Origin of the sequence: Pelagovum sp. HNIBRBA483, assembly GCF_040931995.1 — a bacterium.
Taxonomy (GTDB): domain Bacteria; phylum Pseudomonadota; class Alphaproteobacteria; order Rhodobacterales; family Rhodobacteraceae; genus JAEPMR01.
The window spans coordinates 833,394-847,679 of the sequence record NZ_CP162412.1; the positions used below are offsets into that span (position 1 = coordinate 833,394).

At 61.9% G+C, this 14,286-nt stretch carries 10 protein-coding genes; 4 read left to right on the top strand and 6 right to left on the bottom strand.

The features are described from left to right. The first annotated feature begins 92 nt into the window (after positions 1-92). The gene (locus AB1E42_RS04195; RefSeq protein ID WP_368345747.1) at positions 93-1,073 is read left to right on the top strand and encodes a LysR family transcriptional regulator; all 981 of its coding nucleotides are present in this window, start codon (positions 93-95) and stop codon (positions 1,071-1,073) included. Positions 1,074-1,080: 7 nt separating this feature from the next. On the opposite strand, the gene AB1E42_RS04200 is transcribed toward AB1E42_RS04195, so the two are convergent. Beyond that, positions 1,081-2,610, bottom strand: a complete 1,530-nt coding sequence (locus tag AB1E42_RS04200; protein WP_368345748.1) for a trimethylamine methyltransferase family protein — start codon at positions 2,608-2,610, stop codon at positions 1,081-1,083. 174 nt (positions 2,611-2,784) lie between these two features. Between AB1E42_RS04200 and AB1E42_RS04205 the strand changes: the two genes are divergently transcribed. Beyond that, the gene (locus AB1E42_RS04205) at positions 2,785-5,214 is read left to right on the top strand and encodes an FAD-dependent oxidoreductase (protein ID WP_368345749.1); all 2,430 of its coding nucleotides are present in this window, start codon (positions 2,785-2,787) and stop codon (positions 5,212-5,214) included. A 3-nt stretch (positions 5,215-5,217) separates the two neighbouring features. Here the strand turns inward: AB1E42_RS04205 and AB1E42_RS04210 are convergent, their stop codons facing one another. Then, positions 5,218-5,592 carry a DUF3307 domain-containing protein gene (locus AB1E42_RS04210; protein WP_368345750.1) on the bottom strand — a complete coding sequence of 125 codons (375 nt, stop codon included), beginning with the start codon at positions 5,590-5,592 and terminating at the stop codon, positions 5,218-5,220. Between the two features lie 16 nt (positions 5,593-5,608). Beyond that, positions 5,609-6,319, bottom strand: coding sequence for a cyclic nucleotide-binding domain-containing protein (locus AB1E42_RS04215; protein WP_368345751.1), 711 nt, complete (start codon positions 6,317-6,319; stop codon positions 5,609-5,611). 192 nt (positions 6,320-6,511) lie between these two features. On the opposite strand from AB1E42_RS04215, the gene AB1E42_RS04220 reads away from it, so the two are divergent. Beyond that, a complete protein-coding gene (locus tag AB1E42_RS04220; protein ID WP_368345752.1) occupies positions 6,512-7,753 on the top strand; it encodes a glycosyltransferase family 4 protein in 1,242 nt (413 codons plus the stop codon). On the opposite strand, the gene xrtD is transcribed toward AB1E42_RS04220, so the two are convergent. The 3 genes from xrtD to AB1E42_RS04235 are packed head-to-tail and all read right to left on the bottom strand — an operon-like array spanning position 7,750 to position 12,515. Further along, positions 7,750-9,363 (bottom strand): VPLPA-CTERM-specific exosortase XrtD, encoded by a 1,614-nt coding sequence (gene xrtD, locus AB1E42_RS04225; RefSeq protein WP_368345753.1) that lies wholly within the window; start codon positions 9,361-9,363, stop codon positions 7,750-7,752. The two genes, AB1E42_RS04220 and xrtD, sit on opposite strands and share 4 nt — an antisense overlap. Before the next feature lies 1 nt (position 9,364). Next, positions 9,365-11,779, bottom strand: a complete 2,415-nt coding sequence (locus AB1E42_RS04230) for a tetratricopeptide repeat protein (RefSeq protein ID WP_368345754.1) — start codon at positions 11,777-11,779, stop codon at positions 9,365-9,367. A gap of 52 nt (positions 11,780-11,831) precedes the next feature. After that, positions 11,832-12,515 carry a sugar transferase gene (locus AB1E42_RS04235; RefSeq protein ID WP_368345755.1) on the bottom strand — a complete coding sequence of 228 codons (684 nt, stop codon included), beginning with the start codon at positions 12,513-12,515 and terminating at the stop codon, positions 11,832-11,834. Positions 12,516-12,911: 396 nt separating this feature from the next. Here AB1E42_RS04235 and AB1E42_RS04240 point away from each other — a divergent pair, with 396 nt between their 5' ends. Beyond that, positions 12,912-14,213, top strand: coding sequence for a right-handed parallel beta-helix repeat-containing protein (locus tag AB1E42_RS04240; RefSeq protein ID WP_368345756.1), 1,302 nt, complete (start codon positions 12,912-12,914; stop codon positions 14,211-14,213). The last annotated feature ends 73 nt before the right edge of the window (positions 14,214-14,286 follow it).

Here is a 14,286-nt window from a genome sequence, read left to right on the forward strand (position 1 = left end):
CAGCCATTTGCGCTTTTTGCAGGGGTGTCAGGAGCCTTGCAAGAGTGATCTGCGGCGGCGTAACTTCGAAAATATCGAAACTATGAGGCGCTATGGAACGCACGCAGTTGAGCCTGAAATGGCTGGAGGTCTTTCAAGCGGTGGCGCGGGGCGGCTCCGTGCAAGAGGCGGCGCGGCGCTTGGGCATATCCACCAGCACGGTATCGCACCATCTGACCTGCCTCGAAGCAGCGGTGGGTGTTGCGCTGGTGGATCACGGTAAGCGGCCAATGGCGCTGACGCAGGAGGGGGCGATCCTGATCCGGCGTGCGGACGAGGCTTTGGGGCAGTTGCGCAAAGGGGTTTCGGAGATTTGGTCGCGCGATCCGGGGGCATTGGTGCGAGTGTTAAGGATTGCGGCGATCGAGGAACTGGACAGGGAGGTCACGCCGACGGTTGCCGCGCAATTGGTGCGGGATTTGCGCTCTTGTGATTTGTCGTTCCTGACACGGCCCAGCCATGACATTCTGGCACTGTTGGAGGGTGAGGATATCGACATCGGCATCGCAGCCGCGCTTGACGGGCGCGGCGGGCGGGTGATCGAGACGCCGCTTTTGCGTGATCCCTATATCATCCTCGCGCCACGGGCGGGGACGGCGCAGCCAGATGCCTACCTGACGGGAGAGGCAGGGCTACCCTTCTTGCGGTACAGTAAGACGATGATGATCGGGCGGCGGATCGAGCTGCAATTCCGCCGGATGCGGCGGGTGGTGCCTTCGCGGATGGAGTTTGAAAGCACGCCCGCGATGCTGCCGTTGATTGCGGCAGGGCAGGCTTGGACCGTCACAACAGCGCTGACATTGGCGGCCTGTAGCGAGGCGGATCATGCGCAAATCGCGGCGCTGCCCTTTCCGGGCGCAGGTTTCGCGCGGCAGCTATCGCTGTTCCGGCAGGAGACATTGCCGGAAGCCTTGGCTGAGATGGTGGAAGCACCTGTCCGGCGGCTGATCGAGACGCAGTTGATCGCGCCGGTTCTGGCGCGGGCGCCGTGGCTGACGCCGGACTTTCGCTTGCTGGAAGCGAGTGATGGCTAGCGTGGTATCAGCGCGGCGGTGTCAGGATCGTGAAATGGCGGCGGATGTCGGCGTCTTGTTCATCTGACAGGTAGGCGGGGTGATGATCGCGCAGGATCGCGCGGGCGCGCTCGCGGGCGCGGCCCCAGATATCGGGCGTGCCTTTCTCGTGCCATGTGATCGGTGGGTCGCGGTCGGCCAGAACGGGGTAGTGATAGTCCCGCTCCATCGCGGCATAGGTTTGCGGGCTGCCGAGGAAGTGCCCCTCGCCAAGGATGGCGGCGCAGATGGCGTCGTAGCCGAGGGTTTCTTCGGTCACTTCGATGCCGCGCAGGCTGCGATAGATCGCGCCAAGCATATCATTGTCGATCACGAACGCCTCGAAGCTGGCGCCGAGGAGGGAGGCGGTCATGCCGGAGCTTTCGTAGATCAGGTTGCCCCCCGCGAGGCCAGCGGCGAGGGCGGTGATGCCTTTCTCCAGACCATATTGGGCATCGATCGCCTTGGCATCGGTCATCGATGAAGCGACGCCAGAGGGCAGGCCGAGCCAGTTGGAGATTTGTGCGGAGGCGGCATTGAGCACCGCGATCTCCCCGCCGCCGCCGGCGAAAGCGCCTGTGCGGAGGTCGATCACCAAGGGCCAGTTGGAAAAGATCATCGGATGGCCGCGCTTGATCGCGTGGACACAGACGAGGCTGCCGAGCGTTTCGGCCAGCGACTGTGCGAGGAAACCCGCGAGCGTGGCGGGGGCGGTGGCGCCCGACTGCGCGGCGGTGATGCAGGAAACGGGGATGTTGTGATCGAGGCAGGCATAGAGCACGTCGATCGCGTCCTCACCAAAGCGCATGGGCGAGATCACGGGGCTGATATGGGCCTTAAGGAACGGGCGTGCTGCGAAAGCGCCCGTGCCGCCCGCGGCGATATCGAGCATGGCGACGATGGGGGCGACGCTTTCGGCCACGGTGAAGGACGTGGCGACGGGCTTTGTGGTGTTGGTGATCAGCGCATAGGCGGTGTTGACATCAAGGGCAGTGACATCGGGCACGTCGGTGGCGACGCAGCAGCGGGTGAACCAGCTCACATTTTCGAGCCGGTCTTGCAGGCGGGTGAAATCATGCAAGTCGCCCAGCGTTGAGGGGCGGTAGTGGGCGGTATCGAGATCAAGCGTTTGTACCGCAGCGCCGCCGGTGCCGAAATGGACCGCATCGCCGCCGACCTCGATACTGCGCGATGGATCGCGCCCGTGCAGCGGGAAGCGTTTGGCGGCGGCTGCGATGGCGTCCTCTACCAGTGCGGAGGGGAAACGGATGCGCCCGTCGCCGTGATCCACCGCGCCGGCTTTCAACAGGTCGTTACGGAGGCGGGCGGGCACCTCGCCCATGCCCAGTTCCGCCAAGAGCCGGAGGGCGGTGTCGTAGATTGCGCGGATCTCTGGCGGGGCAAGCGGCTGGTACTGGCCGCCGCGCTGACCGGGAGGGGCGGGGTTGACCGGCGGCGCCTGTCGCTGGCGGCGCTTTTCGATGCGGCCACCGCTACGAATGGTCTTTGCCTCGGACATGGGCCCCCTCTGCCAGCTTTCAGGCATCAAACCGCGCGGTTGGGCCTGCTGGCAAGTGGCATGGCCGTTATGCGCTAAAAATGGAAACGGAGTTTCGAATTTTTCGAAACTCTTGCGCGGTGCTTGATCGGAGTACGGGCAAGAGGGAGGGTCAGGAAAATTGGGGAGGCGTGCATGAAGACGCAGGTAAAAGTTGTGGTGATCGGTGGCGGAATCGCCGGATGCTCGACGCTCTATCATCTGACGCAGGAAGGCTGGACGGATGTGATGCTGCTTGAGCGCGACGAGCTGACCTCTGGCACCACATGGCATTCGGCGGCGCAGGTGACGAATTTTGGCATGAACCAGACGATGGTCGGGCTGAAGAGCCATTCCATCGCGCTGTACAAGGAACTGGCCGACGACCCCGATTACCCGATCAACTACCACCACGGCGATGGCGGCATCAGGCTTGCCAATACACAAGCGCAAATGGACGGTTATCGGCATTTTGCCTCGATGGCGCGGGGCATGGATGTGCATTTCGAAATCCTCGATGCGGAGGAATGCGCGCGGCGGCATCCGCTGATTTCGACCGAGAACCTTGTGGGCGGGCTGTGGGATCCGCTGGACGGTGACATTGACCCCGCGCAACTGTGCCAAGCGCTGGCGCGGCGGGCGCGGAAGGCGGGTGCGGAGGTCCACCGCCACACGCCAGTGACCGCGCTGCGGCAGTTGAAAGACGATACATGGATCGTCAGCACGCCGAAGGGCGAGGTGCATGCCGATATCGTGGTCAACGCCTGCGGCTACCGCGTGAATGAAGTGGGCGCGATGATGGGGGTGCATCACCCCGTGATGTCGATGGAGCATCAGTATTTCATCACCGAGGAAATACCGGCGATCCGCGAGGCGGGGCACCGGATGCCGCTGATCCGCTGCCCGATCAGCGATTTTTATTCGCGGCAGGAGAAGTTTGGCCTGTTGGTGGGGTTTTATGAGCAAGGCTGCCGGACATGGGGGATGGACGGGATCGACCCGCATTTCGTCAATGATCTTTGCCCTGACGATCTCGACCGGATCACGGATGTGCTGGAGGGTGCGTTTGCGCGGATGCCGGCGCTGACGGAAGTTGGGATAAAATCGGTGGTAAACGGGCCGATCACCTATTCGATTGACGGAGCGCCGTTGGTTGGCCCGATCCCCGGTAAGCGCAATGCGTTTTGCATCATCGGGCTGCGGGCCGGATTGGGTGAAGGCGGCGGGCATGGCTGGCTGTTGGCGCAGCAGATCGTGCATGGGGAGGCTTGCTACGATACATGGCCGCTCGATCCGCGCCGGTTCACGGGGCATGGCAATGTCGAGCTGTGTGCGCTGAAGGCGATTGAGGAATATCAAAACGAGTTCCGCTTCGAGTTCCCGCATGAGCATCGCCCTGCGGGGCGACCGATCAAGACTACGCCGCTGACGCCGGTTCTGGCGGCGGAGGGCGCGCATTTCACGGTCGTCAACGGCTGGGAGCGGGCGGATTACTTCATGCCGACGCCGGAGTTTGAGGAGGAACACGGCTTCCGGCGGAGCAACGTTGAGGATGTGATCGCCGAGGAGATTGCAGCGGTGCATGGCGCTGTTGGTCTGGCCGAGGTGAACGGCTTTACGCGCTACGAGATTACAGGAGCCGACGCGGAGGCGTTCCTCGACCGGATGGTGTGCGGGCGGGTGCCGCGCCGCGCTGGGCGGGTGGGGCTGACTTATCTGCTCAATCATCACGGTATGATCAAGGCCGAGGCGACGCTGGCGCGTTTGCCCGACAGTACGCGCGGGCAGGGGCGCATTTGGTATGGGGCGGCGGCGGCGGCTGAGCAACATGACATGGACTGGCTTCAGGCGCATGTGGGGGCGGGGGAGGACTTGCAGATCCGCTGCCTGACCAATGACATGACCATTCTGATCGTTGCAGGGCCGAAGGCGCGGGCGGTCATGCAGGCGGTATCGCGGGAGGATTGGTCGGCGGAGGCGTTCCCGTGGCTTTCGGTCAGGGAGGCGTTTGTTGGGATCGCGCCAGCGGTGGTGATGGCGGTGAGCTTCTCGGGCGAATTGGCCTATGAGATTCATGTGCTGAATAACCAGCTGTATGCCGCATATTCGGCGCTGCGGGCAGCAGGCAAAGAGCATGGGATGCGGCTTTTCGGGGCGCGGGCGGTTGAGTCGATGCGGCTGGAGAAGGACTTCCTGCATTGGAAATCTGACCTGTTGACAGAGTTTGACCCGATCGAGACGGGGCTGGGCCGCTTTGTGAACTGGCAGAAGGATGATTTCGTCGGGCGGGCAGCATTGGAGGCGCGGCGCGATACGGGGCCGGTGAAGCGGCGCGTGTTGATGGAGGTTCTGTGCGCGGATCGGGTGGCGCACGGTGGTGCATCGCTGATGCAAGACGGCAAGGTCGTTGGCACCGTAACATCGGGCGCGTGGGGGCATCGGACGGGGATGAACCTTGCCATTGCCTTTGTCTCACCAGAGGCACTGGACGCGCCGATGGCGGTTGACCTGATTGGCGACGAAATACCTGTGCGGGTGCTCGACAAATCGCCGTTTGACCCCGAGATGACGCGCTTACGCGGCTGACGGCTAGCTGGCGATAAAGGCGATCATCACAAGATAGGTGAGTTGATGCAGGAGTTGATCGAGGCCTGTGAGAATCCAGAATATCTGGCTCGTTGGGGAGAATCCGCCAAGGCTGACGAGGCGGTCCTTTGCCCAGTCGAGGTGATAATGCACGACGCCCTCCCCCGCGAGGAGGGCGAGCATCGGGAGCGGCGAGACGGTAAAAAAGACCAAAACCGCCGCGCTGCCGAGGACATGAAGGCCGGCATGCACCACGCCGCCGATATGGCCGTATTGCCCCTTGGTGCGGACCATCCAGCCGGTTTGGAGAGCGAAATCTGCGATGAAATGTTTGATGAAAAACAGCGTAAATAAGGCGTAAAGGGAAGGGTCGGGCATCCTGGCTCCTTTGTGTCTAGAGGGCGTGGGACGGGCTGTTCTGTGCGACGAGCTTGGCATTGGCAGCGACGAGTTTGCGGCCGGTATCCCTGTTAATGGTGCTGTCGAAGGTACGGCGGAAATCGGTATTCGCGTCGCGCAAGCGGCGCAGCGCGCTGCCGGAGATCGCGAACACCCGCAAAGGCCCTTCGGCAACCACGGTGGCGGAGGCTGGTGTGGTGCTCAGGACATTGATTTCGCCCAGAAATCCGCTGTTTACCTGCGCGAGGCTTTTGCCACCGGATGTGACGTGGGCAGCGCCGCTTGAGATGTAGTAAAGGCTGGTAACGGGGGCGTTCTCGGTCAGGAGTTCGTAGCCGTCGGGGAGGTCGAGCCAGCTGCCGGCATCAAGAAAAAGCCGCGCGGCGGGAAGCGGCAGATCAGCGAACTGGTCATCAAGGAAGCGCCGCTCTTCCGTCGAGAACCGCAGGCGACGGTTTAACAGCCACATGCGGGTCAGGCCGGTGATGCTGATCACGATCCACGATATCTGGATCAAGGCGGAGGCGAGGTTGAACTCGGTCAGTAGGCTAATAAGCACGAAGCTGGCGGCGGAAAGGTTGAGCAGAGTATAGATGTGACGGTCGCCACGGATCAGCCCAAGTTGCAGCCCCGCATAGGAGCCGAGGTACAGGACAACGCCGAGGAGGCCGGAATATTCATAGAAGGCGGGTGGCAGAACACTCATAAATTGAAATCCGTAACATAATTCCCCCGAGAGATGCTAACAGGGAAAGGCTGGTTTCGAAACTGTTTTGCAGGGCCATCCAGTGAATCATGGGCTTTGAGCGCTGTGCCGCGCGGTTGTTGGTGATGGCAATGGTATTTGGCATCGGCTAAGGTTTTGAGAAACAGGTGCAATGAACGGAATGCGGGCGGTATGGCGATGACGGGCGAGACGGGGCAAGAACTCCCCGCGCAGGGGGACGGGCGGCGTGTACTAATCCTGGTGGAGAACCTGCCCGTGCCGCTGGATCGCCGTGTGTGGATGGAAGCGACGACACTCCATGCCGCGGGGTATCAGGTGAGCGTGATCTGCCCGATGGGGCGCGGCTGGGATGCCGCCTATGAGGAGATCGACGGTATCCACATTTACCGCTTTCCGCTGCCGCCCGAGGCGCATGAAGGGGCCATAGCCTATGCGCGGGAATGGGGTGGTGCGCTTTGGCATATGTTCCGACTGGCGCGGCAGGTGCGGGCGGAGCGGGGGTTTGACGTCATTCACGGGTGCAATCCGCCAGATTTGCTGTTCCTTTTAGGGATGCGGTACCGGCTGGCGGGGGTGCGGTTTCTGTTTGACCATCACGATGTGGCGCCGGAGCTGTTTGAGGCGAAGTTTGGCAAGCGGGGGCTGATTTACAAGATCTTGCGCCTGTGGGAGCGAATGACGTTCCGCGCGGCGGATGTCTCGATCGCGACCAATGAGAGCTTCCGCCAGATAGCCATCACGCGCGGCTGGATGGCGCCGGAGGATGTGTTTATAGTGCGGTCCGCGCCGCAGGTGGGCAAGTTTGAAATTCAGCCGCCGGACCCTGCCGTGCGCAAGGGCGCTGGCACGGTGATCGGCTATGTGGGGGTGATCGGGCAGCAGGAGGGGATGGATTTGCTGGTCGCCGCCGCCGATCACCTGATCAGCCGGCTGGGCAAAAGTGATGTGCGCTTTGTGATCATCGGGTTTGGGCCGCATGTGCCGGTGGTGCAGGCAGATGTCGCGGCGCGGGGGCTGGAGGGGTATTTCGACTTCCCAGGCGCGCTTTATGGCGAGGAGATGCTGCGGGTGTTGTGCAGCGCGGATATTGGCGTTTGCCCCGATCCGAAGAACGCGATGAACGACATCTCCACCATGAACAAGATCATGGAATATATGCTTCTGGAGAAGCCCTCGGTGCAGTTTGATCTGAAGGAAGGGCGCGTTTCGGCGCAGGGGGCATCGCTTTACGCAAAGCCAAACGTGCCGGAGGATTTTGCCGAGAAGATCGCGTGGTTGATTGACCACCCCGAGGAGGGGCGCGAGATGGGCGTTGCGGGGCGCAAGCGAGTGTTGGAAGGGCTGAGCTGGGAAAGCTCGGTCGCCCCGCTTTTGGCGGCTTACGACAGGATATTCGCTAAAGCGGGACGTTAATCTGGTACGAAACGGGGCAGGCGCGGCAGGCTTTCGCGCATGAAGCCTTCGAGCCGGTCGGCGGCGGCGGCTTCGCTTTCGCCTGTGAGGATTGGTGTGGAGTAGCGGACAAGCGCGCCATGTGTGCGGCCGGTGCGGAGGCTGTCCCAGACGACCATGATCTTCGCGAGGTAATCATTGGTCATGCGGCGGCCGCGTTGGTCGAACCAGTAATAGACAAGCTGGTCATTGGTGCCTTTGCGGATGATCGCGCGGAGAACCTCGAAATTGCCGTAGGGCGTGGCGCTCATGTCGATCTCATGCGGGGCGATGGTGACGATTTCCCATCCGCCACCGGGGAGGCAGACCTCGGGCGAGTGGATGCCGTCGCCTTCTGTCTGCACATCGTAATAGGCGGAAAAGAAGCCAACAGGCGCCGCGACACCAGCGGCGGAATAGCTGGCGTTGAGGTAGTCATCGGCGCCGAGCACTTCCTCGACTTCGGCCTCAAGCGGGAGGAGCTGCGCCGACCAACCTGAGATGCTGCGCGGAAAGAGGAGGAACGGATCCCGCGCGGGTGGGGTGCGCTCTTGAGCGGGGGCCAGCAGGAAGGCCAGCGCCACGGCGAGGCTGAGAAGAGCTGCGCTGATCAGGCCACGGGTGGGGCGCAGGGCGAGGATGCGGGCGGCTTCTTGGCCGAAGCCGGTGAAATCCACGTCGATGGTGGCGGAGAGCGGTAGTCGATCGCGCGTGGTGAAGCGCTGAAGCGCGACGGCGAGGCCGAAGAGGATGGCGACACAGGCGATGAAGATGACCCAGCCTTCGAAGAAGTGCAGGAAGCCCTCGGCATGTTCGATGCCGTAGCTGTTGACCAAGACGCCGATGACCCCGATGCGGAAGCTGTTCATCAGCACGGTGAGCGGTGCGGCAGCGAGTAGGAGGATGGCTTTGTGCCAGAGCGGGCCGCGATAGAGGATCGCGAAGAGATAGGAAAAGCTGAGGATCGGGAAGAGGTAGCGCAGGCCGGAACAGGCCTCGGCCACTTGCAGCTTGTAGACGCCGAGGTCGATGATGTTGCCTTCGAGATAGACCGGCACGCCGAGCGCGGCGACGACCCAGACGCCGATTTCAGAGGAGATGCTTTGTAGGAAGATGGTCAGCTTCCAGTAAACGAATTGCGGCAGCGGCAGCATGAAGACCAAATGCAGGACCGGCGCCCAGTGCCGGCGGCCCTCGGACCAGCCAAGCGTGATCAGCACAACGGCGCCAACCCAGAGGATCAGCGCATAGGTGACGAGATCAGGGATGCGGACGAGATTGCCCGCAACGCCAAGGGCGAGGGCGAAAACGAGGAGCGCCAAGCCGGGCCTGCGGCTGGCGCTGGCTTGCGCGGGTAAGGGCGCGGCTTGGCGGCGTTCTCGCATGAAGAGATAGAGCGACACCAGCGGGATGATCGGCCCGTGGCTGTATTCAGGTGTGGCCCATGCGGTGAAGAGTGAGCTGATGCCGAACCAAAAGACCGGCAGGGCTGCCACCAGCAGGAGCGCCCCCCAAAAGAGGCCAGCGAAATTGATGTCGCGGGGTGCCGTGCCGCCGGAGTTGGGCGCGAGGGTCTGCGACGCGCGGGACACCTTATTCAACGCCCCCTTCGGGCAAGGTGGCGAGGATATCTTGCGCGGCGGCGGTTTGGGGCAGGACGCGATCACCGGCGCTGGTGAGGGCGGTTTCAAGCAATGTTCGTGCCTCTGCGGAGCGGCCCAAGGCGGCGTAGACAAGGCCGAGCCGCATCTGCACCAAGTTATCCCCGCTTAGCGCCTGTGCGGCTTGTTCGAGATAGGTCACGGCCTCTTCATAATCGCCGCGCTGGTAAGCGATCCAGCCATATGTGTCCTGAAAGGCGGGAATGGTGCTGCCGCGGAGGCGGCGGGCGATGGCGTAAGCACGTTCGATTGCGGCGGGGTCGCCTTTGTGTGTTGAGAGCAGATTGGCAAGATTGTTGGCAAAGAGGAGGTTCTCTGAATTGGCGGCGTAGAGCGCTTCATAGGCGCTGATGGCACCGTCAAGATCGCCGGTTTGCTCCAAATGACGGGCTTGGGTGAAGCGCAAATCCACATCATTAGGTGACGCGGCGAGGCCCACCGCCAACACGCGGGAGGCATCCTCGACACGCCCTTCAGCAGAGAGCAGACGGAAATAGGCGCGGACGATCTGGCTGCTGTCAGGGCGCGATTGCAGGAGCGTTTCGTAGAGGGCGATGGCTTCCTCTACCTCGCCTTCGATGGCGTGGACGCCGGCGCGGAGGTAGATGGCATCAGAGTTATCCGGTGTGCTGGCGAGCACCTCGTCAATGGCCGCGGCGGCGCTGGCGAAATCACCGGCGGTGATATGGGCGCGAACGATGGTGGCAAGCCCAGCCGTGCCGTCCGCGCCGCGAGCCATCAGCTCTTCGGCAAAGCGGACGGTGCCAGCGGTGTCCCGCTCGCGGAGCAGGAGATTGACGGACAGGCTGTTGGCGAGCGTGTCCTCGCCGAGGCGCGAGAGGCGGTTCGCCACATCGCGGCCGCGCAACGTGTCGCCAAGCTGGAGATACACAGAGCCGAGTTGACGCAGCAGGGCGATGTTTTCGGGTTGAAGGCGCAGGGCGTCGATGATGATGCTTTCGGCGGCGAGCGCGCGGTCGCGTTCTTGCAGGTAGCGGGCATAGCGCAGGGTTTCGCGCGGGGCGCGGTTTGACATTTCGACCGCGAGGGAGAGCCGTTCGCCAGCCAGTTCGTAACTGCCCGCCCGCAGATGGGCGTCTGCCATCAGCATCAGGATCTCGGGGTCTTGCGGCGCTTGATCGAGTGCTTTGCGCAGCGCGAGAATGGCATCGTCGGGGCGGTCACCTTCGGTGAGCCAGCGGGCTTGCAGCTTAAGCGCGCCAACATGGCCGGAATCGGCGGCAAGCACCTGATCGACTTCGCGTCTGGCGGCGTCCGGTTGGCCGGCGGCCTCCAGCGCGGTGGCGTAGGTGACGCGGATATCATCGCTGTTATCGCTGTCGTCAGCATCGGCGAGGAGTGCGGCGAAATCGGCAAGTGCGGCGTCTGCTTCGCCGCTTTCGAAGCGGATGGAGGCTTTCATCGCCTTGAAGATCGCGGCGTCCGGTTGGGCGGCAATGAGGGCATCCAGCTCGGCGAGCGCGGCATCGGGGCCTTGCGTCCGATTGAGAAAATTGACCACCGCAATCCGGCCGGAGGCATCATCGGAGCGGGCGGCCAGCTCGCGCAGCATCGCCTCGGCGGCGGCGGGATTGTTGTGGCTTTCGTACCAGTTGATCAGTGTGCCTTGGACATTCGGATCATCTGGAAAGAGGCGGAACATGGTAAGCAGCTGCTCCTCAACGGCGGCTTGCGGGGCGCTATCGACGAGGATTTGCAGCTTCAAGAGATGCATGGTGAAGGCGGTTTCATCCAGCGCGATGGCGTCCTCGATGAGGGGCAGTGCGCTGTCAAGCTGATCGGTGGCGACATAATGCCCGATGACGACCTGACGGGCAGTCTGGTTGGTAGGGTCGTCGGCGATCATCGCGGTGAGTTGAGCGAGCACTTCGGCAACGGCGGCCTGATCGGCGGCGGTGGCGGCGTGACGGTACTGCACCGCGAGCTGGAGTGTTTGCAGCGAGGGATCGGCAGGCAGGAGCGCTATGCCAGCGGTCATGTGGCGCTCGGTTTCCTGCCAGTCGCGGGCGGAGAAGGCGATCTCGGCCAATTCGCGGCGGCTGGCGCCGTCTTCGGGATAGAACTCGGCCAGGCGGAGATAATGGGCATAGGCTTCGCTGATCTCGCCGCGATTGCGCTGTATCTCGGCATAGAGGGCGAGCGCCTCGCGGTGGTCCTCGTCAAGATCGAAGACATTGCGCAATTCGACGAGTGCGCGGGCTTCCTCGCCGCTTTCCAAAAGATCGAGCGCGGATTGGTAGTGCCCCTCGGCGCGTTCTTCCGCGCTGTCACAGGCGGAGAGGCTGAACGCCGCAGCAATAAAGATCGCAGGAAGCAAGCGGGGCATGAGGCGGTCCTTTGTCAGCTCAACGAACAGGCGGTGCGCTGGTGTCAGACTGTCAGCGCCCCGTACATTTAAACACAACACCGATGGTCGCGACCAGAAGTTGAAGATCTGTCAGGAGCGAAACCGACTGCCGGTAGCGGAAATCGTAAATGGCGCGTTCCTTGAATAGCGTCTCGTTACGATCCGAAACCTGCCATGGGCCGGTCATTCCCGGAAGCGCGCCGAAGTAGAACGGGCCGGGATACATGCCTTCCTGATCGGGAGTCATCGGGCGTGGGCCAACGAGGCTCATATCGCCGCGCAGGACGTTCCAAAGCTGTGGAAGTTCATCAAGGGAGGATTGCCGCAACACCCGACCGAACGGTGTGATGCGCGGATCGTTGTCCAGCTTTTGCACGGCGTCCCAGATGCGGCGCTCATCGGGATTGGCAGCGAGGTACGTTTCGAGCAATTCGTCAGCGCCTTTGACCATGCTGCGCAGTTTCCACATGCGGAACTTCTTACCGTTCACGCCGGTGCGCATCTGCGAGTAAAACGGATTTGATCCGTCGAGGCTGATCAGCAGTGCAAGGATCAGCACAACAGGAACGGCGATCGGCGCCATCAGCAGCACCAGCACGATATCAAAAAGGCGCTTGCCTATCATAGCGTACACACCGGCGGGCCGACGCTCGGCCGTTGGTTGGTACATCATCGGCGCTGCGGGCGGCAGGCCTTTCGAAAAGTGGATAGTCATAACCCAACCCATCCAAACAAAATTTAAATACACGTCAGAAGTATGACGTACTATGCAGACGCATATGCGTCCGTGCCCACCTGTGATGAAAATACCTTATTGGCAGCATTTCCAAACTTTCCCCGCCACAATGTTACCAAGATTTAGCCACAATGCTATAAACTTTTTCTACCCAAAGGTTGTGTTTTGCATTTTAAAATTAAAGGTTTAGAAACAAATCAGCGATACAATCAAGGATTGTGCTCAATCTGCGGACAGTGCGTCAGATTGTGTCCCAAGGAATGCGAATCCTCGTGCGGTACGCCGCGATTCTTGCCAAAACGGCATCTGTTAATACTGTGAGTGCGCTGATGTCCGAGCGCGTTTGGTTCTGGTTTTGCAGGTGGAAGGGGTAGGATGTTTCCGAGGTGGATGCTGCTTCTTTCGGCGCTGATGGCGCTGTCTGCCGGTACCGCCACCGCGCAGCGGTTTCATTATGTGGTACCGCCGGACCACCCTGCGAGCGTATCGCCAGACGGCTCGGCAGATGCGCCGTGGCAGGGGGTGGATGCTGCTTTGGAAGCGGCAAAGGGCGGCGATATCATCCTGCTCAATGACGGGGCCTACGGTGCCTTGCGGCTGCGGAACGTGATGTTTGACCTGCCGGTGTTGATCCAGTCGCTCAACGGTAAGAACGCGCATTTTGATTTTATCTGGATCGACGGTGAAAGCCGGAACCTGAGCTTCCGCAATCTGAGTGTCTGGAAGGACACTGATGCCACGACGCAATATCAGAGCCTTGTGCAATCTGGTGCGGACACGGCGTGGCTGACCTTCGAGGGGCTCGATATTCGCGGGCGCGGCGCGGAGGCAGACAGTTACCTGACGTGGACTGCCGACGAATGGCGGGAGGCGCAAAGCGCCGTGTTGCTGCGCGGCGATGACAGCTTGGTGCGAGATTGCCTGATCAGGGGGGTCGGCATGGGAATTGCGCTGTCCGGTGACAGATCGGAAGCGGTTGGTAATTTTATCGAGGGGTTTGCCGGTGACGGGCTGCGGGCGATTGGGGATTTCAACCGCTTGGCAGGGAATTTCGTGATGAACAATGTCGTGGTGGACGAAAACCACGATGATGGCATCCAGTCATGGGCGACGGAGGGAGCGGTGCGGGCGCTGGTGATAGAAGGCAACCGGATCTTCGAGTGGACGGGGCCGGAGGCGCACCCGCTGCGCGGCCCGCTGCAAGGGATCGGCTTGTTTGACGGGTTCTTTGACGGGCTGACGATCCGCAACAATCTGGTGGAGGTGAGTGCGTGGCATGGCATCTCTGTCTATGGCGGGCGGGGGGTTGATATCGTCAATAATACCGTTGTGCCGCGTGCGAGCGAGGGGGCGTCGCTGCCTTGGATCGGGGTGTTTGCGCATAAGAACGGCGTTGAGGCGCGTGATGTGCGGGTCGCCAATAATGTTGCGCCGCGGTTTAACATGAAGCCGGATGCGTCTCGTAATATCCTCTACCGTAACAATTTCCGCCTGATTGCGGTGGAGCTGAGCTTTGCCGATCCGGTGGCGGGGGATTTTCGTCCGCGCGAAGGGAGCGCCTTGATTGATGCAGGAGACGCCGATCTTGCGCCGCCTGCCGATATCGACGGGGTTCTGCGCCGGATGCACGGTGCGCCCGATATTGGCGCGTTCGAGTTGGCATCGGGGAGCGAGTGATGGGCGCCAAGTGGACACAGCGTTGCGAAGGCGAGAGATTGAGCTTTCACAAAAGCGCCGGTAGCGTTGTGAT